This is a genomic window from Alteromonas sp. 5NW40-0090 (genome assembly GCF_057552975.1).
On record NZ_BAAJLT010000007.1, the window covers coordinates 103,984 to 130,077 of the forward strand.

Consider the following 26,094-nt stretch of genomic DNA (forward strand, 5'->3'; position numbering starts at 1 on the left):
TTTTTGGTTCTCATGATACTAAATCTGTATGTGCTAAAGTTTTGAATTTGCTTCTCGCGCAGATAAAAAACACTACCACAATAATAAGCCTTCGAATTAGAAAACTAGAACTGGTACTTAACGCTCACTGTATAGTTAGTCGGTGAGCCCGGCATGGTCCAAAGCTGATGGTATGAGTTCTCAAAATAATCTCTGTCGAACAGATTATTCACGTCAAATCTCATAGAAAGCGCATCGCTGATATTCACCGACCCTGCTAAGTTCACAAGGGTATAAGACGGCAAAATGAATGTTGGATCGGTGGTTTGCCCTAAGCGATCGCCCACGTAACGCATGGTCACACCAATGAACGCTTCTTTTTCAAATACGCTGGTGAAATGGTTAAGCGAGATATACCCCGAATGCTTGGCAATATTGATTAAGCGCGACCCTTTAGGAATAGGCACGCCCCAATCCAAGTTGTTAACTTCGTTCGCGGTTTTAGCATCTATGTACGCGTAGGCCATATCAAGGCGAATGTCTGAAGTAAGGTCAGTCGTTAACTGAAATTCTACCCCTTGGCTTTCAACTTCACCGAGCGTAGCTGAAAAGCCAGTGTTAGGTTCAGCGGTAAGCATGTTGGTCTTTTCAGCATCAAAAATAGCGACGCTACCAGAAAACATATCAGCAATGTTTTCCCACTTAGCACCTACCTCAAAAGAGGTAGTCTCTTCAGGGTCAAACGCATTGCGGTCAGAGTCAAGTCCTGGGTTGGGTCTGAAACCTTCTGCATAGCTAGTGTAAAGGCTTACAGAATTATTGATTTCATACACGAAGCCAAAGCGTGGCGTCACTTCCGTTTGGTCTTGTTCTTGCCCTTCATTGCTTAACTTATTAAGAATGTCTTGCTCGAATTTGTCCACGCGAAAGCCAACTAAAAGCTTCGTTGCTTCGCTAAGTTCTATGACATCTTGTGCGTAGAAACCTAACCCTTTTTGCTTTTCAGCCGTGAGTGTAGTGGGCGTAACCTCAGGTCTGAAAATGGTGTAGTCTGGATTTTGAGGGTCGATGCTGTAAGTGGTATCACCCGCACCCCATGCAGTGCGCCAACGACGATAGTCTGTATCGATGTGGTAGTTGTAATAGTCCAAACCAAATAAGACGTTATTTACGAAGCCTGCCACGTCTACCTCGCCACTTAATTCAAAGCGTAGTGATAAGTCTTGCGCTTGATAGTCGCGGGTTCTACGTTGCCTTGAAAGTATAGATGGGTCGGTATACAAAAGCTGACGGCCTTCTGACAGTTCAGTATCTGAAGACTGCCCTTCAAAAGAAGAGTCTCTGTAGGCGAAGCCACTGAGTAAATGCCAGTTGTGATTCAACTCGTGATTTAACACTAACTGATGTCCAAAGGCTTTAACTTCATGGGCTCCGTCTCTAACATCACCATAAAAGTCTTCGGCATCTGCGGCGTCAAAGTCGTTATTCAATATGAATACACCGCGGTCAAGCGGCTTCTCCTGATCCAGTATTTCCATCTGATAGCTTAAGCTGGTGTGATCAGAAATATTCCACATAAATGAAGGGTTTAGGTTCAAATTCTTGAAAAAAACGTTATCGCGATAAGTATCAGAGTCTTCGTATGAACCGTTAACGCGATACGCCATATCTGAATTAATACCGTTCGTGTAATCAAACTCTACTTGTTTTTTATCAAAACTACCTACGGTACCTTGGATATAGCCTTGCTCTTCAAACCGAGGTTTTTTGGTAATAACGTTAATGGTGCCGCCAGGCTCCCCTTGACCATATAGGGCAGATCCTGGACCCTTCATTACTTCTATGGTTTGAACGTTAACCGTGCTTCTATTACCGCTATAGCCACGCACGTTGAAGCCGTTTATTAAATAACCCGATGGGTTATTTTCATCGCCAGAAAAACCTCGGATCGCAAAGCTATCGAACATGCCGCCAGAGTTGTTTTGTCTAACAATAGTGGGCGCAAAATCTAATGCGTCGATAAATCGCGTGATCCCTTCATTCGCTAATGTATCGGCAGTAATTCGGTCGATTGCTTGGGGAGTATCGATTAGCGGTACGTTGCCACGGTAAGGTTGAAAGTGTCTTTTTACCTCAATGTGTTCAAGTTCATCATGAGCACCTTGAAGGGAGCTTTCATCACTTTGCGCAGCGGCACTTACTGATAATGCAACTAAAGAAAATATAAACGGTCTTTTAAGATCAAGCACAAGCAAGGTATCACGTATCTTTGGCAATTTTTGTAAAGATCGCGAATGTTATGTTATCTCGTTTCTTTTGGCAAGGAAGGTAAGCAGGCAATAAGGTGAGATTGATGATTATTGCGGGCTGCTACAGATACTACAGCCTGTTTATATTGATAAATGGAAATGTGCAGAGCTGTGAGTAAAAATAAACTTACTGGTCTAAACTGACCTGCGCAGCGTTTTCCTTGGTCTACTAATGCTATACACTTCGCGTTTTTATTACTCTTGCCTGCAGGCTGAACCTAAATTTTTAACTAGGACACTGAATGCGTCACACAACCCTATCTTTGCTCTTTTGTACTTTACCTTTTGCCACCATGGCCGCTGAAAGTGTTGATTCATCAAACGCTAATTCTGGCGTGGACAACCACGAAAAAGGCGTAGAAAAAATCACGATTGAAGGGGCGGCGACGGCGAACACCAAGCCGGTAGGGACGTTTAATTCACCTATATCTAACTTAGAATACGATCCGCGCGTCGATTTGCAATCAAGGAACATGGCAGAAGCGCAGGCTGACGTAACTATTCGTGGTGGTATATTCGAAAACACGGGCTTCCGCATAGGAAGCGCAACGCTTATCGACCCACAAACGGGTCACTATTTCGCTGAAATTCCTATTGCGCCAGAAATGCTGACGAAACCGAGTATTTTCACGGGCGTAGATAACGCACTTTACGGCGTAAATAGCTCAGTAGGTACGGTGTCTTACGGCTGGCGTCCCGTCCAAACAGCAGGCAGTGTGTCAGTGGGTGTAGGTAATAACAACTTCAATTTGCAGCGTGTACACGGTGCAGTAAAGCACGCGCTTAGTGATTTACCCGGCTGGTCGGTTGGGGTTGAAGGAGAGTATTCTCGCTCTGAAAGTGATGGCACTATTGCTAATGGCGATCATAATTTCGAACGCGCGTCAGGACGTATTCAGCTGGCAAGTAATGACTCACAAACAGACGTGTTTTATGGCTTTCAGCAAAAGTTTTTTGGCTGGCCTAACTTGTACACGCCTTTTAACGTAAACGAAACAGAAGATATTGAAACACGTTTGGTCATGCTAAATCACAAACAGCGCTACGGCGAAGAGAGCATGAAAAATACCTTTGAGGTTTCAGCTTACTACAGAGAGAATGACGACCATTACGTGTTCTCACGTGAAAACCCTGAAGCGTTTCAGGCGTTTCACGAAACCAAAGTGAAGTCATTGGCGCTTTATGGTACTCATAATGTATCGCAAGAATTTGGTATCAACTACGCATTACAGCTTACTGCAGACGACATTACATCAACCACGCTAGAGAACAATTTCACCTCTCGCGACTACTACAAAATAAGCCTAGTGCCCGAGTATCGAACTCAGTTGAACAGCAATGAATCGCTTACCGTTCGTTTAGGTGGGGCGTTTGACGATACGAATCGCGACGACGACCGACTGTCTTTTGTGGGTGATATCAGTTGGCTTACACAAACAGGGAGCAATGCCTCGCGTACGCTCTATCTTTCGTATGCAGAAGCAACGCAGGTTGCTGGCTACACTGCTGTAGGCGGCAGCACCACAAGCGGTCTGTTTAGAAGTAACAACCAGTTACAGCGAGAAGTCAGCAAAAACCTAGAGTTTGGGGCGTCATTTGATAAATCGTCTTTCAAAGTTGATACTGCCGTATTCTATCGCTGGGATAACGAACTGACGGATTGGACGTATAGCTTCGACGCTACTTCAGCTCGCAGTGCAAACCCGGTTGATATAGAAACCCTAGGTGTTGAGGTGATTGCCATTAAACGCTTTGATAGCGCGGATGTGGTTGCTAGCTATACCTTTTTAGATAAGTCTGAAGACTATCGAATTGATGAAGTAGACGCGAGCTTTTACGCGCTTAACTATCCGCCGCATCGCGCAACCCTTGGATTGGTGTGGTTTGCAACCGATACGGTTGAAGTACGCATTGACAACGAGTGGCGACAACAAGAAACCAATGCGCTAAGAAGCGGCAGTGACTCAGCATTCTTCTCGCATGTTACCCTTACCTATTCACCGGCTCAGATTGAAGGGTTGAAGTTAGTATTGGCAGTGGATAATTTGTGGGATGAGCGCTTTGAAGAAATCCCAGGAACGCCGGGTCGCGGCGACCAATACTCTGCCACTGTTACCTATTTTTGGTAAGGACGGTGCAATGACAGTTAATTCTCCTCATAACTTGGACGACTTTGCTGGACGATGGACGCTATCGCGCAAAATCATCCAGCGAAGTGGCGATGTATTTACCTTTTCTGGCGAGGCTGAATTTAACTTGCTCAAAGACCGCTTACAAGCTGAAAGTAGCGTCTTGGCGTATTACGAAAAAGGCGAGGTTACTGCGCCTAACGGCAGTATAATGCTAGCTGAGCGTCGGTATTTCTGGCAGCAGCCTCAAACGGGGTTGTTTGAGGTGCTGTTTGACGATAAGCGCTATTTTCATACATTTAGTGCGACCAACCCAAACGCTGAGCACTTATGCGGCGACGATAATTATGTAGTCCGCTATGACTTCACAGCGTGGCCTGTGTGGCGTTCTACATGGCAGGTCGTTGGGCCGCGCAAAGACTACACCATGATAAGTGAATATAGTCCTGTTTAGTGTTGGCTTTGCTAAGGCTTATGCTCGCCCCTGTTTTTGGCGTATTGATGAGACATCCAAAGCGCAACAGCAATGATGGCACCACCAAGAAACAGGCGAGTAAAATCTGTGTCTTTTTGCCAAAGCAGCAAGTTAACCACAAGCCCTGCCGGAATAAGCGCATTATTCATAATAGCTAACGTACCACCAGATACTTTTAGCGCCCCTTGGTTCCAAAAGTAATATCCAAGCCCCGACGCCACAATACCCAACCACAGTAGCACTCCCCATTGCTCGGTGTTTTGCGGTAGTTGACTTGGGTTGCCAAATAGGAAGAACGCAGGCAAGGCAACAGCCAGTGCGCCTAAATAAAACCACGCGAATACGTTGTGATAAGGGACTTGTGTAGTAAAAGTCGATGTCAGCTTTTTATAACCTACTTGTCCTAGTGCAAAGGAAAGGTTGGCACCCTGAACAATGGCAAAACCAAACCAGTAGTTATCAGTCACGCCATCAAAGCGAATTATGGCTGCACCTGCGGTGGCAATAAGTGCGCACAATAAATAAAAAGGGGTAAACCGCTTAAACAGGGCGTCGTTCAAAATGGCGACATAAAGCGGCGTAAAAATGGTGAAAAGCAACACTTCTGGCACGCTTAAAAACAAAAATGCGTGATAGAAGAAGATGTACATCAGCCCTAATTGGACAGCACCTAAACTCGCCAAAATTGCTTTTTGCTTGGCGCTTAGCAGTGATATTTTAAGAAACGGCAGAAATACCAAAGCAGCAAGAATAATGCGGGTCAGTACAGCAAAGTAACTATCTACCTCGCCCGCCAAAAACTCGCCAATAAGTGAAAAGGAAAATGCCCATAGGACAGTGACTGCAACAAGATAAAGCACGCGTATCTCTTTTTCTAAGTAGGACGCGCGCTAAGGTATTGCAATGTGCAGCATTTATCAACTACTAGCGGTCTTAACGCCAACCATATTGCTTAATGGACAGCGCTAGAGAGTGCCGGCACCGGCGCTGGCTCTATTTTTTTGTCGGGCTTATTACTTTCTTTAAAATCTCCAGCTTCCTCAACCAGTGCCGTCATAGCGTCAATAATATCTAAGAAGCTCGATAGTTGTTCGGGCGTCAGTCCATTAGACAAATTTTCGATTTTATTGATAAGTTGTTTAGTAGGCAGGCGCATAGTGTCAAAATCCCGTTGTTAAAACCTTAATTCCTACCTTGTAAATCAATTATCTTGCCAAGTTTGCTAAATTTCTCCATTCATCATTTTGAATTACAAGAAACAATTAAAAAGTCATATTTATTAGTCGTTTACCTTATTTTTATGGGCGTATCTAAGAATTCGCCTTGCAAAACTTTTCTAAATAAATAAGATCAAACGCAAATCATTATCATTTGCGTTAAAAGAAAAATAAATGAAACGAGTTCACTTTTTACCTTCACTTTTGGTAGCCGCTAGCTTTCCGTTGGCTTTTTCAGCTTTAGCAGAAGGTGATCTTGAACGCGTTGTTGTTACAGGCACAAGAACACCAAAGTTATTGGCATCCTCACCTGTAAAAGTTGACGTGGTAGATAAAGAGGACATTGCGCGATTAAGTAAAGGCACGCTTCGCCAAGTGCTTGAAGTGATGCCCGGTGTTGTGGTTAGGCGCAGTCAAAAAGACGGGTACAACGTTCAGTTAAATGGCTTCAATGGTGATCACGTATTGGTGTTAATCAACGGCCAGCCCATCATTTCACCTACAGGTTCTTCGGTCGACCTTGACCAAATTAGCGTTGCTAATATTAAGCAAATTGAAATTGTGCGAGGCGCTGCTTCTGTGCTTTACGGCAGCTCTGCGATGGGCGGCGTTATCAATATCATTACCGAAAAGGTAGAAGGCTCGCAGTTTTCAGCAGACTACGAGGCATCTTATTTTACCGATGATGCAATTGACGGTGATGAATTCGGGCATACGTCTAGGGTGACTGCAGCGAAAGCAGTAAGCAATTGGCAGCTTGGCATAACGGCCCAAAATATTACTAACCCCGGTTTCGATTACGAAGGCGAAACTACATCACAAGATGGTGGCGCGGTAGACAAATCTTTTGTGCAAATGTCTTTATCGACGTTGATAAATAACATTAGCGTGCAATACAAAGGGCAATGGCTGGACGAGCAAAAAAACAAACCTCAGTCATCGATACCGGGTCAAGCCACCATTATTAGTTATCTTTCAAACGTTACCCAGTGGCAGCACGATGTTCGCGTTGAGCAGCAGTACGATTGGCATATCAACACACGCTATCTTTCACATAATGAAGAAAGCGGGAACAGCAATGGGTTACGTCAAACCGATATCCAGCTTGCGGAATTAGAAGCGCAAAAGATTTATTCCACCAAAGATATTGAGTGGGTAGGCGGCCTTGTTTTGCATGGCGACACGCTGGAGCAGCAAAACCTCAGCACGGGCACGGTTGAAGTTGACGATGTAAGTAGAGAAAGTGCCGAGCTTTATTTACAAGGAAACTGGCAGAAAAACGACACCCAGCTTTTAGCTGGCGCAAGAATACAAAACGATTCTGATTTTGGTTGGCATACTGCATTTAAAGCAAGTGCAAGCCAGTCATTTAGTGCTGACAGTACTTCGTGGCAACTTCGCGCAGGGGCTGGCAGTAGCTATCGCGTGCCTAACCTCAAGGAACGCTATTACATCTTCGACCATAGTAACTTAGGTTATATGGTTCTAGGTAACGACGCACTTACCCCAGAAACAGCGCTGAATGCCAACTTAGGCGGTAACCTTCGAGTAGAACCGACCCAAAGTAACTGGTTATATCACCTTGATATTAACCTTCATTACACTAAAGCTGATGACTTCATCACCACGGCGGTAGACGTGGACGCATCGCAAGAGGCAGGTTTAGATATTTCAGTTTATCAAAACCTCGATGAAGCTACCCTTTACGGTGCAGATTTAAGCGCCAGCGCGCAGAATGATAATTGGCAGTGGCAACTGAATTACAGTTATTTAATTGCAGAAGATGGCAGTTCACAGCGCTTGCCTGAACGCCCTACTCATTTAGTTAAAGCATCCGTTACCTATCAGTTTAGCCAAACCAACACCAGCTTGCAGATTTACGGAGTGCATGAGGGAAATGTGTCGCCTTCCAGTGGCTATATCACAATTGCCAAAGACAGCTTTACCACGCTAAACGCAGTCGTGCAGCACCACTTCACGCCTCAGTGGCAAGTGCGCCTTGGACTTGAAAACCTCACTGATGAACATCGCTCATCCGACGCTCTTGTGGCGGGCGCTTTTGATGCAAGTCCCATTGCTGCTAGGCGATTGTATCTGGGTGTGAGTTACCAGTATTGAAATAACCATAAAACGATAGCACCGACACAGAAAACAGCGTTTGAGATCAAAACAAAAAATACCTAACGGCAGAACCCAAACCAACAACTAAAAACCGCTGGTTAATTCGGCGAATTTTAAAAAGGAAAACACATGAACAAAACCTATTTAGCGTTACTGCTTGCCATGACATTCGGACTAACTGCTTGTGGCAGCTCAAGTAGCGATGACACCTTAGTCGAAACGCCTGATGAAGTGACCGATGGTAGCGGAGATTCAGATGCCGGAAGCAGTGACGGCGAAAACGAAGAGGGAACCATTTACGGGCCTTTTAGTACAGGGTCTACATCCGAGCCTGTGGCCGTGTACTTTGACTTAGATACACAAACGCAACTTACGCTCACTGAAGAAGAAGCCGCAACGGATACTACGTGGGATATTGGCTTTAAGCGTACCAATGTGTTTTTAAATACAAACCAGGAAACCGCTGTTAGCCTTTATTTTACCGGAAATAATAGCGACTTTTACGATGATACGGGCGCGCCAGTGTCTGACTTGTTTCTAAATGCTAGTGCTGACAGCGAACTAGATGATTACTTGGCTGTTACTCAAAGCGATATACCAGAAGCTGACGCGTTCAGCACAGATACAGAAACCCAAGTGATCGGCGATACTTTTTACAACTACGACTTTACCACTCACGTAGTAACGCCAAATGAAGAGACATATTACATCGTGTCCTCTGACAGCAACTACACAAAATTTCACGTTACCGATATTGTTACTGAAGGGCGAGGTATCGGTGAAATAACCCTTGGCGTTATGCATCAAAGCGTTCTTGACGGGCAAAGCACCTTTGCTGAAGAAGTTGCACTGACCGTTGATGCGGTGGGTTGTAGCGACGCCGTTTACGTTGACTTCGATATGCAGCAAGTAGTTACACAAGCAGACGGTTGGGACTTATCAGTGCCGTGTGCGGACGGAGCGGGGGAGTTTTCCCTTTCTATTGCTGATGATGCGACCGTGCTTCGCACCGACGCTGAAACGTACGATGGCGTAGATTCCGAAGCGGCACAGTTTTATGGCTTCAGTGAAGAGACCGTTAGCGAGTACGCGATGAGTTCGAACAATTGGTATTTCTACGACAGCGCCAGCCACTTACTTTACTCACAGTTTGGCGTTTATTTAATTCAGGCAGGCGATACGACTTACAAGCTTCAAATTACTAGCTATTACGATGAAGAGGGGACATCTGGTGCCTATAGTTTCCGCGCCGACCCGGTAAGTGGAGAGTAAATGATGTTGCAACACGCTCTTTCACTTTTATCTATTGCCTTAAAAGCGATGTGTACTGTGATGGTTGGGTGGAGTTTGTTTGCGGTAGGGGCGTTTAGCGCCCCTTTAGATGAACCGCAAACTGCATCACCTCGAATTGTTACCGCTGGCGGCAGTATCACCGAAATTGTTTTCGCGTTAGGACGAGGCGATTGGGTAATTGCAACTGACAGTACCAGTATGTACCCAAAAGAAGCGGCAAGTTTAACTAAGCTTGGGTACTTTCGTCAGCTCAGCACTGAAGGAGTATTGGCCCAACAGCCCACAATGTTATTAGGAGCTGAGGCGACAGGCCCAAGTGTTGCGCTTGAACAAATAGCCCATGCTGGCGTAGAGGTTACTACCTTTAACGTAGACAAAAACTTAAGTGGTCTAAAGCGCCTGGTACTGGATATTGGCGAAAAACTATCGGCAAGTGATAACGCCGTTACCCTTGTTCACGATATTGAAAAGAAGGTAGAGCAACAAAAAGCGCGGTACGCAGATAAAACCTTAGCGTTCAATACGCCAATTAAAGCGCTTTTTGTGGTGGCGAATAATGACAGAGGAATAACGGTTGCGGGTAAAAATACCGTGCCCCAAGCGCTATTCGATACGCTGGGTATCGTTAATATAGGTGCAGCAGTGGAAGGCTACAAAGTGATGAGTGCCGAGTATGTGCTGATGCAAAACCCTGATATTGTGATTGCCGCTGGTCACATGCTACATGGGAAAAGCGCAAAGGACGCACTTTGTACGCACCATGCGTTGGCAGCCACCTTTGCTGGTATTCATTGCCTAGTTGAAGCCATGGATAGCAGCATTAGTTTGGGGCTTTCTCCGCGCTTTGATGTGGCGCTTCAGCGTGTTGCAGAGCACGCAGGAAAAGCCATTGATATGAAACAAAGGCAAAATGCTGCTAACAGTAGAACGAGTCTATAATGCAGTTATCTTCCGCAGCAAAGCGCAGTGATAATCTAGGTGATAACCCACGCGATTATTTAAGCAATTATTCAAGTGATTACCCAAGCGATTATTCAAGTGATTATCCTAGCGATTATTCATCTGGGCCTGTAGTCCTTCAGCTAATTAATGCCCGCGCGCAGCGAAAACATATAGGTATGGGAATACTGGTTGTATTGCTGCTGATCTGTGCTTATGTAGGGTTAACCTGCGGCAGTTTACCCATTGATATTGAACAGCAAGTTAGATACTTCATTAGCGGCGCAAATACGGTAGAAAATACGGCAGCAAATACGGTAGCAAATACCACTCATTGGTATGTGTTGTCTGAAATAAGGCTGCCGAGGGTGATCATGACAATGCTGATTGGCGCGCTTCTAGCCGTATCTGGCTGTGCAATGCAGGGGCTAGTGCGCAATCCGCTTGCCGACCCTGGTTTAATTGGTATTGCAGGTGGCGCAGCCGCAGCCGCAGCCCTTAGTATGACCATAGTACCTCCGCTCATCCCTGCGCTTGAGTCTATATGGGTAGCCATGTGGGCCTTTGGTGGTGCACTACTTTCTGTATGGACAGTGCTTCGGTTTTCAAATGGACCGCAAGGCGTTTCAGTAGCCGCGCTTATTTTGGCTGGGGTTGCCATTAACGCCTTAACCGGAACTGTGATAGGGGCTATTAGTTATGTAGCAAGCGATGATGCACTTCGCCAAATAAGCTATTGGACCATGGGTAGTTTAGCCGGAGCAAGCTGGACGCTTTGTGGTCTTATTGCGCTAGCAGGGCTTGTTGCTTTTACTGGTCTTATGAAGTCACGTAATGCGCTTAATTTACTCGCGCTTGGTGAAAAAGAGGCGGCTTATATGGGGCTTAATGTTACCCGATACAAACACTGGGTTTTATGGCTGGTGGCGTTCTCTGTGGCGCTAGCGACGGCGCTGTGCGGCATTATTGGCTTTGTTGGTTTGGTGGTGCCCCACATGTGCAGGGCCATATTTGGTGTAAACCACCAGGTGCTAATACCTGCCAGCGCGCTAATGGGCGCTTTGCTATTGTTGGTTGCCGATACATTGGCTCGTACCTTATTTGTGCCTATGGAAATACCTATTGGTATTGTTACATCAGCAGTAGGAGCGCCATTTTTCCTTTACTTACTGTGGCAACAACGCCGTATATTTAGTGGTGGGGTGTAGCTAAAATGAAAGTGGAAATCCTAGAGCAAAGCGACAATGGTAAACGGTTAAACACGGCGTTGCTTACATTGAAAGATGTTGTGATAGCCAGAGGTGACACGCGTTTGCTTGAACAAATATCTTTGTCATTTAACACTGGTGAGTTTACCGCGATAGCGGGTGAAAACGGATGCGGTAAATCTACGCTATTAAGTATGCTCAGTGGTGTAGAAACGCCATCTGCTGGAACGCTAACGCTTGGCGGGAAAAAAATTAGCGCGCTAAGCGCAAATCAGTTAGCAATGCAGCGTGCGGTGATGGCGCAAAGCGCGTCAACGCCATTTGGATTTATCGCCGACGAATTACTCCATTTGGCGCGGTATCAGTACGTTGAATCATTGGAACAAAAGAGTAGGTTAATTCATGGTATTGCCGAGCAGTTTGACATTACGCATTTACTTGCTCGCAATATTCAAACCTTATCTGGTGGAGAAAGGCAGAGAATATTTTTAGCCAAGTCAATTCTTCAAATAATACCGGGCGATCAAAACGAGAGTTTGGAGGGCAAGCTGTTGCTGTTAGATGAACCTACCTCAGCCCTAGATTTGCGCCATCAGAAACTGGTAATGGAACAATTGGTCGCCCTGCGAACAAAAGGGCTGTGCATTATTTGCGTAAGTCACGATCTAAATTTAATTTCCCCTTATTGCAACAGACTCATTTTACTGGGGGAAAAGCATTGTTTAGCCGACGGACCACCAGCGCAAGTACTTACTAACGATATTCTTTCTCGGTGCTATCACACCCAGTTAAACCTAATTAAAAACGAAGAAAAACAAGTTTTCGTGACACATTAACTTTTACGAAAACCGATAAACAAGAACGGAGTTAACCATGAGCATGCAAGATATTGCATTTCAAGCAAAACAGCTAAGCCGCACCCATCACAGCGGTGTATTGGGTACGCATTCAACATCAATGCCCGGCTACCCTTTTGGTTCGGTTGTACCTTATTATTTAACGCCTGCCGGTGACGCAATTATCTACATCAGTGATATCGCACTGCATACGCGTAATATTAAAGCGAACGACAAGGTTAGCTTAACCATTTTCGATGCTAGTGAAGATGACTCTCAGGCGAATGGCCGGGTGACTATTATGGGGAGTGCGGAGCTAGCGAACCAAGATGACGTGAAAGCACAGTATCTTCGTTTATTCCCACAAGCTAAAAAATACGAGCAAACCCACGATTTCAATTTTTACGTTATTCGTACTGAGCGAGTACGTTTTATTGGTGGGTTCGGAAAAATCCATTGGGTTGATAAAAACTATTGGCGCGTTGAAGCCCAGGACTGGCATAGCGCACCAGAGGGCATGATTACCCATATGAATGAAGACCATCAGGACGCGATGCAGCTTATCTTGCAGCACAAAGTAGGTGTTAACGTTGAAGCGCCGATTATGCACAGCGTATTTCCAGAAGGCCTGCATTGCGGTACAGAAAAACAGACTTGGTTTATCCCTTTTGAGGCGCCATGCATGTCGTCAACAGACGTACGAAAAGCGTTAGTGAAACTAACCAATGACGCACGGAATGCGCTTAACGTACCCAAAGCGGTGTCGTAGCCTGACCGCATAATGCGACATCCATACGGGCGGCTTATAGTGTGGGGGGCTCTTGTAAAAAAGGCATAGGTTTGCAGCTGCTAACATGGTTCGCTTGTTATAAATAAAGCGTTGTACTGCAGCAGTAAGCCATCTAAATGGTTTACCGTAAATAAACTTATGCCTCTCCTTCAACGAGCGTTTTTTTAGCCATTAACGCATCGGTTAAAAACTGCATCAGCAATTTTACTTTAGGCTGTTCATATAAATCAGGGTGGGTGAGAAGCCAAATGTCGTATTTCAAAACGGGCGCGCTGCCCGGTAATCGCACTAGGTCAGGGTGTGGGTCGCCCATGAAACATGCAGCTCTTCCCATACCTACGCCGTTTAATATAGCGTGATATCGAGAGATGATGTCATCGATTGCTATTCCAATAGGTACCTCTGGATAAGGCGATTGTGCTAGCCATTGTGGCCAAACTTCATTCTCTAACGGCGCAATCCATCGCCAGTCTTTACGGGGCGTATTTTCACAGTAATCTTTATGTGCATAAAAGCACAAGCCTAGCTTGTAAAGTCGCCTTCCAATTAAATGTTCAGGTAATTTAGGTGCCCCCCGAATTACGACATCCGCCTCACCTTTGTCTAAATCGGCGAACGTTGTTGAGCTTTTCACTTTTAATTGGATAGACGGGTATAGCCGAGCGAACTCACCGAGTTCTTTGGCTAATAAAAACTGCGACATGGGCTCGCCCAGTGAGAGCGTTATTGGGCCTGCGAGTTTTTCATTGCTTGCGCAGTAAAGTCGTTCTGACTCGCGAACAACATTTTCAACCTGCATTGCGGTGGCGACAAGCTGCTCGCCAAAAGGGGTAGCGCGGTACCCGCCTGGAATACGCTCGAAAATACTGGCGCTATATTGTTTTTCCAATAATGCCAAGCGTCTTGCCACCGTGGTATGAGTGGTTCCTAAAGCTACAGCGGCCGCTCTTAAGGTTATCGACCTGTGAAGGGCAAGAATTAATGCGTAATCGTTCCAATCTTTCATGGAACAATAATGCACCATTGTGAATAAAAAACAAACCGTGTTTTGGGTTGCTTCAGTTGCTAATGTATTTGCATAACCACAAAGTTAACTATCACAGAGAGAGTTTAAATGTCACTTAATTCAATGAAATTCATGGCTTTAAATTTTGGGTTGTTGAGTGTTTTGTTTGCTTCACCCGTAATAGCTAATGAAAAAGAGAAAACGCTGTCGGTGCATTTTAATCCAGGCGCGGTGATGCAGCTTATCGCACCTGTAACTGAAGCGGAAAAACGGCCGCTGCGTGATAAATATTTTGAATTAGGGGCGCAAACTGCCCGAGAGCACGGGTACACGCAAAATGGTGTACTTGTTGTCGAGAAAACGCTTATGGGACAGTTTAGCCCCAATGTTTTTGTGGTAAGTCAGTGGCCTTCACTTAACGCGCAAAAATCATTTCAATCGCAACCACTTTTCAGCGAAATAAAGGCGTTAAGAAGAGAAGCATGGGAAGCATTAAAGCTTTATGACTATGAGGTAACTAAGCCTACCACTCTGACATTTTCCACAAACAAGATATATTCAGTTTCATTGGCATGGGTGAACCCCAAAGCACCTAACAGCTATTATGATTTTATAGACAGCTTTGCGAAAAAAGCGCAAGCGTTGGGCGGTAAAATAATGTCCACAACTCAGGATATATCACTAAGTGATCATAATCCCTATGCCGTAGCGCCACAGCAGATTGTGATTCTAGAGTGGAATAGCGCGAATGATATTGAGGCGGTTCTTGCATCATCAGAATATGCAGCGCAGCTCGAAAAACTTAACAACGGTACGGTAGATTTTGAACTTCATACGGTGCGACCAAGGATTTAGGGGAAAAGGCGTAAGCGTATTGCTAAAGCGTTGCGTGTGTAAACAAGCAATAATCAGTTAGCTATTTTGACTCAATAAGCCGAATCCAATGATTAAAAACGCCTAAGTTCTCCAAGATGATTTTCACACACATTAGAATTGGTACTGCTAATAGGACTCCTATTACGCCCCATAGCCAGCCTGTGATAGCTATCCAAATTATGATTATCAGCGGGTTGAGCTGCATACTGCGCCCCAGTACGGCGGGTGTAATTAACTGAGACTCGACAATGTTTAATGTTAAAAATACACTGGCGGGTAAAAATGCGCTGCCGGTAAGCCCAAATTGAACTAGGCCCACAACGAGCAATACGAGACAACTAGCGATACCGCCTAAATAGGGGACAAAGTTCATCAAAGCAACCAGCGCTCCCCACAATAATGCATCTTCAATTCCGAAGTAATGGAAGGCACCAGCCGTAGCCAGCCCTAAACAGGTGTTTATGATACTTATCGTTACAATGTATGAAGAAAGCTCTCGTTGAATTTGATCGACTAATACCAGTGCTCGCCTTTTATCGGTAACCATTGGAAAATCTCTGATGAAAACGTGGAAGAGGTTTGGACCGAAGACTAGTAAGAAAAAGATCAACACTACGCAGCCAAGCACTTGCGCTAGTAAGAAAGGCGCACTGCTGAAAAGGTTCAAACCCATATCAATGCCACTTTGTTTGATTTTGTCGGTCACTGAACTCGAAGTATCTGGCGGAGTAAGCACCTGTTTAGTGGAATCATCGTCGCCAAACCAGTTAAAAATAGAAGACTCCTTTTCCACGGGAGCGGCCTCAGGTGGTGAAGTATAGGCATCAATGCTACTGCTAATTTCTTCTATCTCTTCTGTTATCTCGGCAGCTATTTTAGGTAGTGAATGCATCCAGCGTTCAGCGGGTTCAGCAAGCTCCAAAATAAGCAGCGTGAAAGGGGCTATCAATAGAGCAATTAATACACCTGCAGATATTGTACGTGGTACATATGCTTTCCTGGCAATGGCAACAAGTGGGCTTAAAAGCAAGGCGATAAAGGCAGAAAAGAATAGTGGGATGAGTAGTGATTTCGCCAAATACAACGTGTAAATAAAGGCGAAGATAACTAGAGTATTGAGTAACTTAGTTTGCTTGGCTATCTTAGGATACGCACCGGTTAAATTCTTTTTTACTTTTTCGTCGTTAGTAGAGCCAGCGTTATCCATGTCTTAGCCTTTGGTGAGAAGCGAGTTTTGCGCGAGTTATGTACAGGTGTAGCTCGAATTTAAATATTACGAAAAATTCATGTTGAAAGTTCAATACTCAAATACGAGTGATCTTTGAGTACACCAAAGACACTACTAAAAGCATACATGGATTACGTTCTTATGGAGAGTGCTAATGTCTCGTATCACTCGTCGTCATTTTCTTCAGCTAGCTGGCTCAAGTTTGCTGGTTGCACGCAGCCCTTTTTCACTGGCGCAGCCTTCTGAAAAGAAGTTAGGCGTTGCATTGCTTGGCTTAGGTAATTACAGCACAAATTTGTTAGCGCCTGCGCTACAGCACACCCAGCATTGTGAGCTGCGAGGCATCATCACAGGTAGCGAAGAGAAAATTCCCAAGTGGCAAAGAAAGCACAGAATTAAGGATAGCAACGTATATACATACCGCACTATGGCTGAGATTGCGGATAATGATGATATTGACGTTATCTATGTCGTAACGCCCACAGGTACGCATAAAGACTTTGCAGTGCAGGCTGCAAATACTGGAAAGCACGTGTGGTGTGAAAAGCCAATGGCGATGGATAGCGAGGAGTGCCAAGCTATCATCGATGCCTGTAATAAAAATAATGTGACTTTGTCTATCGGCTATCGCATGCAGCACGAACCTAATACACGCGCATTTCATCAGTATTTAAAAACGAAACCCTATGGAAATATAACGGCAGTATCGAGCTTTGCGGGTTATGCCGGGCAGGGTAGAGCGGCAGACAATTGGCGTATGAAAAAGCATATGGGAGGCGGTGCACTCTATGACATGGGCGTTTATGCGATAAACAGCGCGCGCTTTCTAACGGGGCGAGAGCCTTTGTCTGTAACTGGTAGCCATCCTCCTCAACGTTTCCCCGAAAAATTCACTGAAGTTGATGAAACTACCTTGTTTACTATGGATTTTGGTGACGGATTGGTGGCAGATTGCGGTACCAGCGTAGTAAGAGGGTTTAATCATTTCAAAGCTGACTGTGAAGACGGTTGGTATCAGCTTAAACCTATGCAGAGCTACAACGGTGTAACGGGGACAACGTCAGACGGGAAAACACTGCCACCTATTGACGGTATGCAGCAAACGCTTCAAATGGATAACGACGCTTTAGCCATATTAACTGGGCGCCGGCCAATGGTAACCGGTAGTGAAGGGCTTGCTGATATTAAGATTGTTAACGCCATATTTAAAGCGGCGAAAACGGGTCAAACAGTTAGGCTGTAACGTTTTGTCACCGCGCTTAATGGGCGCAAGTGAAGCATCAACAATTAGTTGTTCATGTAATGCTAGGTTTTGCATTCGCTTCGCCTTGAATGTAAGAAGCTTCAAGTTACGAAGCTTCCCCCTTGAGTCATTCAACGTCTAGAGAATCGATTAGCGAGTTTAGCTTTTTCGCGTCGGTTAACTCGCTAAACCATGAAGTTATCTCGGCCCCGTGCATTAAACCTAGTATGGCCCCTAAAACAAAACCGCGATGCACGTTGTCACCGCCCACATTAGTGTTTGCTATAAGCGCTCTTTTCGGATTATCTGCATAGCGGTATGCGAAATACAAAACGGCGGGCCAGGCGTCTGAGATATAACATGCCGGCGAATACATGCGCCCAACAACTTCAATATCGCTTTTGTTCTTTGCCGTAAGGGACGCCAAGTTCAGCCCTGCTGACTTAGTCGCAATTTCTTCTAAAATATTTTTCGGGGATTCATCTTGGCGGTGCGCTAATTTGTAGATCAGCTCAACATAGTAATCGCACACTGAAGCTAACGATTCGTCGGGATGAGTCAAATACAAGTGCTTACGACACAGGTATTTGATGTCGTTAAGTGCAGTATTTTTAGCTGCTTCTACTACCGCTAAAGGTGTTACTGATACAAAAGCCCCTATAGAAGCCGTGTCATGGGTAATTGCTCCACACTTATCCGCAGGGAAGCCTTGCTCAAGGTTAGCGAAAAAACCTCTGTGATAAGACTCGGCGTATGTGTCAGGGTGTTTAGGAACATCGGCACGCATGAAGCTAATGTATTGGTTTAAAAAATCATTTTCATCATAACCTTTAAGCGAGCAGGTCAGTACAATACGGGCGCAATAGGCATTAAGCGTATTTTCACCAGCTTTCATTCCCTGATGGTAATGCACATTGTCTTTACCCCAGTACTGCCTTTTCCCTTTAAGAATGACCTCACCCACTATTTCTTTTTGGCTAGCTGATGCTTTGTTTGCTCGCCCGCCTTGCTGAGTAGAGTGTAGCGACATTATTGAAGAGGGATGAAAGGATGGCGCATCCTCAAATTGTTCTATTCCTAATGGGAATGCTTTATAGATATCAGCTGGGTTGTAAAACCAGTGTACCGGCATAGCAAGTGCGTCGCCCACAAATGCGTTTTTAAGTGCCGCTTTCGCCCGTTCAATCGTCAATGAAGTCATACTGTATTTCGCCTGCAAACTAAGCCGTTTAGGTGGTAACACATTTTATTAAACAACTAAAAATACGGGCTTGAAGCGAAAAGTGATCGTTTTTAGTGTTCGTCAAACAATGACTTGTTGCGGATATATTTTCGCATGTAGTGGTAGGTTATAGGGCGCAACAACCAACTTTGGAGCGACATTAAAAAGCGTTTATGCGTAGGCGTGTTTTCATATATTTTGTCGTCGTGTAGCCATAGCATTTTACCTACGTGCCAGAAGTAAAAAGGGAAGGGCGGCATGAAGGTAATTACATCTAAGTCGCAGCAAATGCGATATGTTCGATGGTGCAACAAGTAATGCTTATACCAAGAACGCGTACCAACGGCTGGTTGCCCAAAAGTAACCACTCTTTTTACTGACTTCGGGAATCGCCTTTCGAAATAATCGGCCATTAACACAGCGACCGCACCACCGGATGAATGACCAATAAACGAGAACCGTTTACCTTGGGCGCGAAGTGGCTCTAAAACTTTGACGAGTAATTCTCTAAGAGGTAACGCGTCATCAGACGTTTTCGTACTTGAATACATCGGCTGCGCAAGTAATCTTGCAAACCCCCAATGAACAAAGAAACTTCGATTCAGCTGACGCAATCGATAGGGTATGAAAAACAAATTTGCGAACCAATCTTTGAAGCCCAACGAACCACGAAAAACGATGATGACTTCTTTTTTGTTTTCAACCCACAATATCCTTACGCTCATTCTGCCGTTCTTATCGACAAGATGGCGCTCATGAAAGGGGTCTAATATTTTTTTGTATTGCGCGTCGGCGTCGGGGTAGGCGAGTTGACAGAGGATGGCATATCGTTCGTATTGATAGCGTTTCAATTTTTTCATGAAAACTCATATCGGAGCAATGTGCATATTGAAATAGTGCTTTTGACGGCACTTTAAGAGAACCTTATACGCTATAGTATAATTATTTCAGAGATGTGACGGCGATGGATATTTGAATAAATTTAGCACGGTTGGCTCTATGTATGGGGCATGCCCACAATCATAGAGCCTAAAATCAGTTCTTGCTTTCTATGCTTATTCTATAATCTCAGCAGCAACAACAGAGATTTCTACAAGCAGTGCCTCGCGTGCCATATCGGCTGTAACGCAAGCTCTAGCCGGCGCATAACCCTCAGGTACCCAGTTATCCCATACCTCATTCATTTTCGCAAAGTCGTCCATGGTTTTAAGATAAATGGTCGCTGAAAGCATATGCTTTCTATCGCTGCCCGCTTGAAGAAGTAAGCTATCAACTTTATCGAGCATGGTTTGAGTTTGATGAGTAATATCTTGCGTGGCATCTGCGCATACTTGCCCGCATAAGTAGATGACACCATTGTGTTTCACAATGCGACTCATGCGCTGCTTGGTTTCCATTCGTTCAATCTTCATAAATTAAAGCCTTTGAGAAAGTGAGAAGAGTTTATGTCGAGCGACTTTAATCGGTTTGTTGGGGGACTTCAATTGTTACTCCATGTTAGACAATGTTATCCCGGAGACACTTGGATCCTAGGTACCGTAAGTCAAAATCTAACGCGATAATTTCAAAATCATATTGGTTTCAAGGAAAGATCCATAAGACTATTGTTTCCAGCATGGGCTGCTATCGGGAAAGGCAAGTATAACAATGAGTATGCGTAAAAATGTTTAAGTTAGTGCCAAGTAGCCTGACACTAACTTAAAAGGCGTTGTTTTCACTTGCTAACGTGGCAAGTTTGGCTATTTGGCTTCCACAATTATTGCAGTAATCGTTGTGTCACCGATGTTTTTAACTTGGTGCTCCCATTCGTCATGCCACATGACATAACCATCAGGGATTTCCAAGGTCATTGCTTTGTCAGCTGTTTTGATGATGGCTTTTCCGCCATCTTCAAAGTAGACGGTTTCAGCATTGTGTTTGTGCCAATTATCTTCTTCTCCGGGCTGAAGCGTCATTTTTAAAACGAGCACGTTTTCGTTTTCTAGAAGAAGAGTGTAGTGCTTTGGCGATACAATATGAGCGTGTCCTGCATTGTCATCGTTCGCCATAGCATTCCCAGATAACATAGCACCCGTTGCCAACAGGGCTGCTACGAAGTTAGCCGCTTTTTTCATAGAAGCTCCTATTTGTGCATACCGCGAATAGGGTAGTTGTTATCAGGGTTACGGATCCAGCCCCAACCACTTACTAACGTTTCTAACTCAGGTCTAACAAATGGGTTGTTAGAAATATCAGCGACGTGCACATTACCTTCATTGTTCACAACAAACAGCGCGGGTTCAGAAAACGGGTGATCAGTTTCCTGAGGCGACCTTGGATCAGAGATATAAACGCCTAATTCTTCCATTTGCTCAACCGTTAAGCCGTACGCAATTGGAAAGTTAATGTCCAACCTAGGAAGGTGACTTTCAAGCTGCGCTTTACTGTCGCCAGACACTGCAATAAGGTCTACGCCAGTTTCGGCAAGATAACCCCTAACACTCTCAAGTTGATTGAGGTATCGAGTGCAAAGTGGGCAATGTTGCCCTCGGTAAATCACCACCATTTTCCAATCAAGACCGTTCTCAGGTGTCGCTAACTTTATAGTGTCGCCATTTAACAGCGTTGCCGAAATATCTGGAAAAGCAGAGCCTGCATGTAACTTATTGGTGTATTCAGTACTCATGATAAATCCTTAAAAATGCTTGTTGATGTGGGCTTCAAAACGTTTGAAATCGTTTTCTACATCGGCGTTTTTCATCACGTCAAAGCTGGCGAAAGTTTCCATTGGCTTCATGCCAAAGAACTTAAAGTTCATATGCATTGGAAACAGTAAATCGTCTACAGATTTACCTTCGAAAAACTCTTCGCTGTCGTTGAATGACTCTTCTGGTGCATTGAAGGTTAAAGACATCATGTATTTAACGTCAGTAAGGGTACCGCCTGTGCCGTAGTTTTTCTTCGGTGATTCGGCAACGCGGCCATCTCCAGCACATAAAGCGCCACCCATACCTGCAGTGTATATTTCATCCATGTACTTTTTGAATGACCATGGCACACCCATCCAGTTAATTGGTGCCTGTAGAAGAACAATGTCAGCCCACTGATGATGGGCCAACTGTTCTTCAACGTTGTGTTCTTCGGCCATTGTCACTACGCGAGTGTTGTAGCCTTTAGCTTCAAGCAGCGTTACTGCTTTATCGACGAAAGATGCGTTTAGCTTGCCTTCCGAGAAAGGGTAATACTGGTGTGCATTAATAATTAGTACATTGCCGGTTTTTGTCGTAGTCATCTCAAAACTCCAAAAGGTTTAAATAAAGCTCATTGGTTTAGGTGGTTTATTTTAGTGACCTTATAACTGTTTTCAACTAGTGGTGTTTTGGTGACTATGCTGGTTTTTCTATTAACTTTATTCTGAACAAATAGTTAGATAATCAAAAAAGTGATCTGACGTAACGGAGCTGATGACGCAAGTTACGAAGAGTTATTCATTGAAGAAGAAAATTGTGCAGGAGGCTTATATTTATGGCTTTACGCTAGATCGATGTTTGGTAGCGCAATACTTATAGAAAAAACTTTCTTTCAGGCAAAAAACCGACTCAAAAGTCGGTTTCAGTATCTACTTCTACAAAGAAGAGATGGTACCAGTGGGCGGGCTTTGATTGGTCGCCACGCGATGGACCGACACTCGGCCGCCACGCTATCGCTAGCAACGGATTTTGAAAAGATAGCGTATGTTTTAATCTATAAAATTCAAATGTTTAAAGAGGTAAAAAGAACCTTTGCAAATTCTTTGCATAATCGCGTGCCTGCTTCAGGCCGAGGCCACAACAACTTTCGCAAGCTATACGGTTTTGTTACCGGCCACATTATTGATAAGGAAAATCCCATTAATGGGTTGAAGAGTAAACTTGAAACGCTGCGTCGTTTTTGTTTAATTTCTTAACTCGGTACATGACTTTGTCGACCAATGCCAGTGCTGTTTGCGTACTTGGTGGCGCAGATTCAAAAGTAACTACGCCTATACTAAAGGTAACCATAATGTCTTCGTTACAGAATGCGTTGTCTAAATTCTTCTGGAGCTTCTCAAATACAATTTTAGCATCTGGTTGTTTTGTTTCTGGCAATAAACACACGAATTCATCACCGCCAATACGGCCAATGTAATCACTTTCTCTAAATGATGTAGTTATGATTTTTGCTAGTTTGCACAGTATAGCGTCGCCTTCACAGTGCCCTTTTGAGTCGTTGATTGCTTTAAAGTTATCAATATCGATATAGGCAATTGTGAAGGGATGTCTGTAGCGTTTGGTGCGAGCGATTTCCTCTTCGAGCAACGAAGTAAGCCCACGAGTGTTCAGTAAGCCTGTTAGGTGGTCGTGTTCGGCCGCCGCCTCTTCAACCTTGAAAACTTCACTGAAGTTATGGACTAAAATGCTGAGAATGCTCAATGCCGACAAGTAAACGAGCGCAGTGTATACCGCGTCAGTGGTGGGCAAAGCAAGTAACGCGTGGTCGTAGGAAACAAGGATAGCAAGAGCAGTGATAAAAGATACAGACAACCCTGTAAACAGGTTGCCATACCAGCTTGCAATCACTACGGGTAGTAAAAGAAGGGGCTCCAACGATACTGAGGTGAGAAGCTGATTGTTCACCACGGTGATTACACATACAAATGTGATGCAGGTTCCCCATATCCACATATGGTGCTTCGCTTCAAAAACGCTAAAGATCGTCTTCACCATTTGTGTCCTTAGCAAAGTTAAGTTGGTCTTTTTCTGCAAGTGGTGCTGCTTTTAATAGTTGGTATAGTTCACTGTCTGTGGAAAGAAGCAGCGTGGTGTTTTTATTTAATAATTTTTCATACGCAGACAGTGTTCGCGTAAATGCATAGAAGTCCCGTGATGCTGGACTTTGGTTGTACGCTGTAGCATAAATGTTGGCAGCTTGAGCATCCGCTTTTCCTCTTATATCCTCAACTTGTCGATAGGCCTCCGAGCGAATACGTTTGAGTTCGCGTTCTCTATTGCCTCTTATTCTTGCAGACTCGCCATTGCCCTCGGACAGAAAGCGTTCAGCAATTTGGCGTCGTTCGCTAATCATCCGGTCGTATATCTTAGGGCGTACACTCGTGTTGTAATTAATGCGTTTAAACTGAATATCGAGTAGCTCTATGCCAAAAACCTTTATTTTTTCCGCTGCAGCTTCAAAGATTTCTTTTTCAATAACTTTTCGCCCTTTTACTATGGGCACTAAATTACCCATATTTAGCCTCCTCTCAACGTCATTGAGAAGCGCGTCTTTCTCAGGCACCCTCAGTTTTGTAGTGCGTATGATCTCTATTAATTTGTGCTTGGCCACCGCATTACGGGTTTCACTTCCCAAAATATCGTCGAGTCGAGACTGCGCACTTCTTTCATCTTTCAAGCGCAAAAAATATTGCAGTGGCTCGACAATGCGCCAACGAGCGAACAAGTCAACGGATATGTAAAGCTTATCTTTGGTAGGCATATCGGAAGGCGGGCCATCCCATTCCAGTATGCGTTTATCAATAGAGTTTAAGGTTTGGATAAAAGGGATTTTTGCGTTAAGACCTGCCTCTGTGATGGGCTCTCCCATTGGTTTACCGAACTGGGTAATAATGACTTGCTCGGTCTCGCTTACCGTAAAAAGTGTATGGCTAATGATCCAGCCCACTAACGCTAGTAGAGCAAATAAGGGCAAAATCGACATTCGTTTTTTAGTCATTTTGTTCTTCCCCCAGCAGTACCGAACTATTAGCGCTTAAATTCATAATGGGTAAGACCGACCCCTTATCACCGTCGAGTAAATAGGTGTGCTTGATTTGAGGAAGCAGGCGTTCAAGGTGTTCTATATATATTCTACGCTGGGTTACTTCCGGCGCCATTTGGTATTCCACCATAAGCGCATTAAATCGACGTATATCGCCCTGGGCCTCATTGATGCGCTGTAAACGGTAACCATCGGCTTCGCGTATTCTTTGATCTTTTTCGCCTTCGGCAAGCGGAATTACCCTGTTATATTCTCTCCTCGCTTCATTGATGAGGCGCTCTTTTTCCTGTTGTGCTTGATTCACTTCGTTAAATGATGCTTGAACCGGCGAGGGCGGGTTTATGTTTTTTAGTTGTACTTGGTCGATAGCAATCCCCATAGCATAGGTCTGTGCTATTTCTCTGAGGCGCTCCAAAGATTGAAATTCAATGTCTTGCCTACCTATCGTTATTACTTCGTCTACCGTTCTGTCCCCGACTACTTCTCGCATGACAGACTCGGAAATGTAACGTAGCGTTTCACTGGGATCGCGTACTTCGAACAGGTAGTTAACGGGGTTGGCAATACGGTATTGAACCACCCATTCTACAAGCGCTGCATTTAAGTCGCCCGTTACCATTTGGGTTTCTCTTAATGCGTAGTCACCCCTCGAGCCTTGCCCTGGATTTGTTGCCGATGCCGTAGCAAATCCAAACTCCTGCTTTAACTGACGCTTCGTAGGCACAATATGTATTGCGTCAACCCCAAAGGGAATTTTTAAATGTAATCCAGGTTCTTTTTGAGCATGCAGTTTGCCAAACCGCTGAACCACGGCAACAGAGTCACTAGGCACGGTATAAAAAACGTTCCATATCACAAAAATAGTGAACAAAAGCAGTACGAATATTAGAAACGTCTTCGGACTTCCACCAGGCAAGCAGCGTTTAAGTTTCTCGAGCAACTGCTTTATATCTTTGTCCAAATCAGGCGGCGGTCCTCCCGTTTGACCGCTACCCCAAGGATTCTCAGGTGGGCTATTCATCTGAATGGTCATCTCGGTACTCCTTTCAATTGTTGCGTTTCTAAGCGAAGTACTAATCTATTGGAACCACCATAATTTCGTCGGTAATCACATTGATGCCCTCAATTTCTCGAACAGCATTTAATACCATTTGTTTTTGTTTTTCAGACGAAACTCTGCCGGAAAGGATAATGTCGCTATCGACCGCATCTACAGTGATGTCATTAGCGACATTCATGCCCAGTGTGTTAAGCCTCGCGCGGATCTCCTGCGTTAAATCTTCATGCTGGTACGCGGGGGGAGCGTTTTGCACTGAAGGTGCGTCAATGGGTGCGGAACTTGGCGCTGTGTTGCTATCACTTGCTTGTTTGTAGCATCCTGTAAGCGGTGTCGCCAAAACGATAACAGTGAAAAATACGTGAAATCGCGTCATTAGATATATCCTTTAGTA

General features: G+C 44.6%; 25 protein-coding genes. 10 read left to right on the forward strand and 15 right to left on the reverse strand.

Annotated elements, in window-relative coordinates; genetic code table 11:
* Positions 1-104 precede the first annotated feature (104 nt).
* Positions 105-2,228 (reverse strand): TonB-dependent siderophore receptor, encoded by a 2,124-nt coding sequence (locus tag AC27KT_RS10275; protein WP_487129650.1) that lies wholly within the window; start codon positions 2,226-2,228, stop codon positions 105-107.
* 302 nt (positions 2,229-2,530) lie between these two features.
* Here AC27KT_RS10275 and AC27KT_RS10280 point away from each other — a divergent pair, with 302 nt between their 5' ends.
* Positions 2,531-4,417, forward strand: coding sequence for a TonB-dependent receptor domain-containing protein (locus AC27KT_RS10280; RefSeq protein ID WP_487129652.1), 1,887 nt, complete (start codon positions 2,531-2,533; stop codon positions 4,415-4,417).
* A 10-nt stretch (positions 4,418-4,427) separates the two neighbouring features.
* The gene (locus tag AC27KT_RS10285) at positions 4,428-4,871 is read left to right on the forward strand and encodes a DUF6314 family protein (protein WP_487129654.1); all 444 of its coding nucleotides are present in this window, start codon (positions 4,428-4,430) and stop codon (positions 4,869-4,871) included.
* Positions 4,872-4,882: 11 nt separating this feature from the next.
* Here the strand turns inward: AC27KT_RS10285 and AC27KT_RS10290 are convergent, their stop codons facing one another.
* Both AC27KT_RS10290 and AC27KT_RS10295 read right to left on the reverse strand, forming a co-directional pair.
* Complete coding sequence (locus tag AC27KT_RS10290; protein ID WP_487129656.1) at positions 4,883-5,752, reverse strand: DMT family transporter; 870 nt, start codon at positions 5,750-5,752, stop codon at positions 4,883-4,885.
* A gap of 92 nt (positions 5,753-5,844) precedes the next feature.
* Entirely contained in the window at positions 5,845-6,048 is a 204-nt protein-coding gene (locus AC27KT_RS10295) for a hypothetical protein (RefSeq protein ID WP_487129658.1), read from the reverse strand.
* 235 nt (positions 6,049-6,283) lie between these two features.
* Between AC27KT_RS10295 and AC27KT_RS10300 the strand changes: the two genes are divergently transcribed.
* The 6 genes from AC27KT_RS10300 (at position 6,284) to AC27KT_RS10325 (ending at position 13,275) form a co-directional block, all read left to right on the forward strand.
* Positions 6,284-8,227 carry a TonB-dependent receptor plug domain-containing protein gene (locus AC27KT_RS10300; RefSeq protein WP_487129660.1) on the forward strand — a complete coding sequence of 648 codons (1,944 nt, stop codon included), beginning with the start codon at positions 6,284-6,286 and terminating at the stop codon, positions 8,225-8,227.
* Positions 8,228-8,359: 132 nt separating this feature from the next.
* Positions 8,360-9,502, forward strand: coding sequence for an HmuY family protein (locus AC27KT_RS10305; RefSeq protein ID WP_487129662.1), 1,143 nt, complete (start codon positions 8,360-8,362; stop codon positions 9,500-9,502).
* The gene (locus tag AC27KT_RS10310) at positions 9,503-10,462 is read left to right on the forward strand and encodes a heme/hemin ABC transporter substrate-binding protein (protein ID WP_487129664.1); all 960 of its coding nucleotides are present in this window, start codon (positions 9,503-9,505) and stop codon (positions 10,460-10,462) included.
* The gene (locus tag AC27KT_RS10315) at positions 10,462-11,670 is read left to right on the forward strand and encodes a FecCD family ABC transporter permease (protein ID WP_487129666.1); all 1,209 of its coding nucleotides are present in this window, start codon (positions 10,462-10,464) and stop codon (positions 11,668-11,670) included. The genes AC27KT_RS10310 and AC27KT_RS10315 overlap by 1 nt, the downstream gene beginning before the upstream one ends.
* A gap of 5 nt (positions 11,671-11,675) precedes the next feature.
* The gene (locus AC27KT_RS10320; RefSeq protein ID WP_487129668.1) at positions 11,676-12,506 is read left to right on the forward strand and encodes an ABC transporter ATP-binding protein; all 831 of its coding nucleotides are present in this window, start codon (positions 11,676-11,678) and stop codon (positions 12,504-12,506) included.
* 37 nt (positions 12,507-12,543) lie between these two features.
* Complete coding sequence (locus AC27KT_RS10325) at positions 12,544-13,275, forward strand: HugZ family pyridoxamine 5'-phosphate oxidase (protein ID WP_487129670.1); 732 nt, start codon at positions 12,544-12,546, stop codon at positions 13,273-13,275.
* Between the two features lie 157 nt (positions 13,276-13,432).
* On the opposite strand, the gene AC27KT_RS10330 is transcribed toward AC27KT_RS10325, so the two are convergent.
* Positions 13,433-14,302 (reverse strand): LysR family transcriptional regulator, encoded by an 870-nt coding sequence (locus AC27KT_RS10330; protein ID WP_423076878.1) that lies wholly within the window; start codon positions 14,300-14,302, stop codon positions 13,433-13,435.
* Between the two features lie 108 nt (positions 14,303-14,410).
* On the opposite strand from AC27KT_RS10330, the gene AC27KT_RS10335 reads away from it, so the two are divergent.
* The gene (locus tag AC27KT_RS10335) at positions 14,411-15,157 is read left to right on the forward strand and encodes a hypothetical protein (protein ID WP_487129673.1); all 747 of its coding nucleotides are present in this window, start codon (positions 14,411-14,413) and stop codon (positions 15,155-15,157) included.
* A gap of 61 nt (positions 15,158-15,218) precedes the next feature.
* Here AC27KT_RS10335 and AC27KT_RS10340 read toward each other — a convergent pair whose 3' ends face one another.
* Positions 15,219-16,385 carry an AI-2E family transporter gene (locus AC27KT_RS10340; RefSeq protein ID WP_487129675.1) on the reverse strand — a complete coding sequence of 389 codons (1,167 nt, stop codon included), beginning with the start codon at positions 16,383-16,385 and terminating at the stop codon, positions 15,219-15,221.
* 175 nt (positions 16,386-16,560) lie between these two features.
* On the opposite strand from AC27KT_RS10340, the gene AC27KT_RS10345 reads away from it, so the two are divergent.
* Positions 16,561-17,649, forward strand: coding sequence for a Gfo/Idh/MocA family protein (locus AC27KT_RS10345; RefSeq protein WP_487129677.1), 1,089 nt, complete (start codon positions 16,561-16,563; stop codon positions 17,647-17,649).
* A gap of 127 nt (positions 17,650-17,776) precedes the next feature.
* On the opposite strand, the gene AC27KT_RS10350 is transcribed toward AC27KT_RS10345, so the two are convergent.
* The 10 genes from AC27KT_RS10350 to AC27KT_RS10395 form a co-directional block, all read right to left on the reverse strand.
* A complete protein-coding gene (locus AC27KT_RS10350; RefSeq protein ID WP_487129679.1) occupies positions 17,777-18,850 on the reverse strand; it encodes an ADP-ribosylglycohydrolase family protein in 1,074 nt (357 codons plus the stop codon).
* A 92-nt stretch (positions 18,851-18,942) separates the two neighbouring features.
* Positions 18,943-19,731, reverse strand: a complete 789-nt coding sequence (locus tag AC27KT_RS10355; protein WP_487129681.1) for a lipase family protein — start codon at positions 19,729-19,731, stop codon at positions 18,943-18,945.
* 195 nt (positions 19,732-19,926) lie between these two features.
* Positions 19,927-20,283, reverse strand: a complete 357-nt coding sequence (locus AC27KT_RS10360) for a RidA family protein (RefSeq protein ID WP_487129683.1) — start codon at positions 20,281-20,283, stop codon at positions 19,927-19,929.
* Between the two features lie 327 nt (positions 20,284-20,610).
* Positions 20,611-20,985 carry a cupin domain-containing protein gene (locus tag AC27KT_RS10365; protein ID WP_487129685.1) on the reverse strand — a complete coding sequence of 125 codons (375 nt, stop codon included), beginning with the start codon at positions 20,983-20,985 and terminating at the stop codon, positions 20,611-20,613.
* Between the two features lie 8 nt (positions 20,986-20,993).
* On the reverse strand, positions 20,994-21,536 hold the full coding sequence (locus tag AC27KT_RS10370) for a redoxin domain-containing protein (RefSeq protein WP_487129687.1): 543 nt from the start codon (positions 21,534-21,536) through the stop codon (positions 20,994-20,996).
* A 9-nt stretch (positions 21,537-21,545) separates the two neighbouring features.
* Entirely contained in the window at positions 21,546-22,142 is a 597-nt protein-coding gene (locus AC27KT_RS10375) for an NAD(P)H-dependent oxidoreductase (protein WP_474834880.1), read from the reverse strand.
* A gap of 598 nt (positions 22,143-22,740) precedes the next feature.
* Complete coding sequence (locus AC27KT_RS10380) at positions 22,741-23,595, reverse strand: GGDEF domain-containing protein (protein ID WP_487129690.1); 855 nt, start codon at positions 23,593-23,595, stop codon at positions 22,741-22,743.
* Positions 23,576-24,598 (reverse strand): protease modulator HflC, encoded by a 1,023-nt coding sequence (gene hflC, locus AC27KT_RS10385; protein WP_487129692.1) that lies wholly within the window; start codon positions 24,596-24,598, stop codon positions 23,576-23,578. Before hflC ends, AC27KT_RS10380 begins: the two co-directional genes overlap by 20 nt.
* Positions 24,591-25,676 carry an FtsH protease activity modulator HflK gene (gene hflK / locus AC27KT_RS10390; protein WP_487129694.1) on the reverse strand — a complete coding sequence of 362 codons (1,086 nt, stop codon included), beginning with the start codon at positions 25,674-25,676 and terminating at the stop codon, positions 24,591-24,593. Before hflK ends, hflC begins: the two co-directional genes overlap by 8 nt.
* Before the next feature lie 40 nt (positions 25,677-25,716).
* Entirely contained in the window at positions 25,717-26,076 is a 360-nt protein-coding gene (locus AC27KT_RS10395) for a BON domain-containing protein (RefSeq protein ID WP_487129696.1), read from the reverse strand.
* Positions 26,077-26,094 lie beyond the last annotated feature (18 nt).

What these genes read in the sequence shown, in the direction of transcription:
- AC27KT_RS10280 (WP_487129652.1), top strand. Translation starts at nt 2,531, where the DNA reads ATGCGTCACACAACCCTATCTTTGCTCTTTTGTACTTTACCTTTTGCC.
- AC27KT_RS10285 (WP_487129654.1), top strand. Translation starts at nt 4,428, where the DNA reads ATGACAGTTAATTCTCCTCATAACTTGGACGACTTTGCTGGACGATGG.
- AC27KT_RS10295 (WP_487129658.1), bottom strand. Translation starts at nt 6,048, where the DNA reads ATGCGCCTGCCTACTAAACAACTTATCAATAAAATCGAAAATTTGTCT.
- AC27KT_RS10300 (WP_487129660.1), top strand. Translation starts at nt 6,284, where the DNA reads ATGAAACGAGTTCACTTTTTACCTTCACTTTTGGTAGCCGCTAGCTTT.
- AC27KT_RS10305 (WP_487129662.1), top strand. Translation starts at nt 8,360, where the DNA reads ATGAACAAAACCTATTTAGCGTTACTGCTTGCCATGACATTCGGACTA.
- AC27KT_RS10310 (WP_487129664.1), top strand. Translation starts at nt 9,503, where the DNA reads ATGATGTTGCAACACGCTCTTTCACTTTTATCTATTGCCTTAAAAGCG.
- AC27KT_RS10315 (WP_487129666.1), top strand. Translation starts at nt 10,462, where the DNA reads ATGCAGTTATCTTCCGCAGCAAAGCGCAGTGATAATCTAGGTGATAAC.
- AC27KT_RS10320 (WP_487129668.1), top strand. Translation starts at nt 11,676, where the DNA reads ATGAAAGTGGAAATCCTAGAGCAAAGCGACAATGGTAAACGGTTAAAC.
- AC27KT_RS10325 (WP_487129670.1), top strand. Translation starts at nt 12,544, where the DNA reads ATGAGCATGCAAGATATTGCATTTCAAGCAAAACAGCTAAGCCGCACC.
- AC27KT_RS10330 (WP_423076878.1), bottom strand. Translation starts at nt 14,302, where the DNA reads ATGAAAGATTGGAACGATTACGCATTAATTCTTGCCCTTCACAGGTCG.
- AC27KT_RS10335 (WP_487129673.1), top strand. Translation starts at nt 14,411, where the DNA reads ATGTCACTTAATTCAATGAAATTCATGGCTTTAAATTTTGGGTTGTTG.
- AC27KT_RS10340 (WP_487129675.1), bottom strand. Translation starts at nt 16,385, where the DNA reads ATGGATAACGCTGGCTCTACTAACGACGAAAAAGTAAAAAAGAATTTA.
- AC27KT_RS10345 (WP_487129677.1), top strand. Translation starts at nt 16,561, where the DNA reads ATGTCTCGTATCACTCGTCGTCATTTTCTTCAGCTAGCTGGCTCAAGT.
- AC27KT_RS10350 (WP_487129679.1), bottom strand. Translation starts at nt 18,850, where the DNA reads ATGACTTCATTGACGATTGAACGGGCGAAAGCGGCACTTAAAAACGCA.
- AC27KT_RS10355 (WP_487129681.1), bottom strand. Translation starts at nt 19,731, where the DNA reads ATGAAAAAATTGAAACGCTATCAATACGAACGATATGCCATCCTCTGT.
- AC27KT_RS10360 (WP_487129683.1), bottom strand. Translation starts at nt 20,283, where the DNA reads ATGAAGATTGAACGAATGGAAACCAAGCAGCGCATGAGTCGCATTGTG.
- AC27KT_RS10365 (WP_487129685.1), bottom strand. Translation starts at nt 20,985, where the DNA reads ATGAAAAAAGCGGCTAACTTCGTAGCAGCCCTGTTGGCAACGGGTGCT.
- AC27KT_RS10370 (WP_487129687.1), bottom strand. Translation starts at nt 21,536, where the DNA reads ATGAGTACTGAATACACCAATAAGTTACATGCAGGCTCTGCTTTTCCA.
- AC27KT_RS10375 (WP_474834880.1), bottom strand. Translation starts at nt 22,142, where the DNA reads ATGACTACGACAAAAACCGGCAATGTACTAATTATTAATGCACACCAG.
- AC27KT_RS10380 (WP_487129690.1), bottom strand. Translation starts at nt 23,595, where the DNA reads ATGGTGAAGACGATCTTTAGCGTTTTTGAAGCGAAGCACCATATGTGG.
- hflC (WP_487129692.1), bottom strand. Translation starts at nt 24,598, where the DNA reads ATGACTAAAAAACGAATGTCGATTTTGCCCTTATTTGCTCTACTAGCG.
- hflK (WP_487129694.1), bottom strand. Translation starts at nt 25,676, where the DNA reads ATGACCATTCAGATGAATAGCCCACCTGAGAATCCTTGGGGTAGCGGT.
- AC27KT_RS10395 (WP_487129696.1), bottom strand. Translation starts at nt 26,076, where the DNA reads ATGACGCGATTTCACGTATTTTTCACTGTTATCGTTTTGGCGACACCG.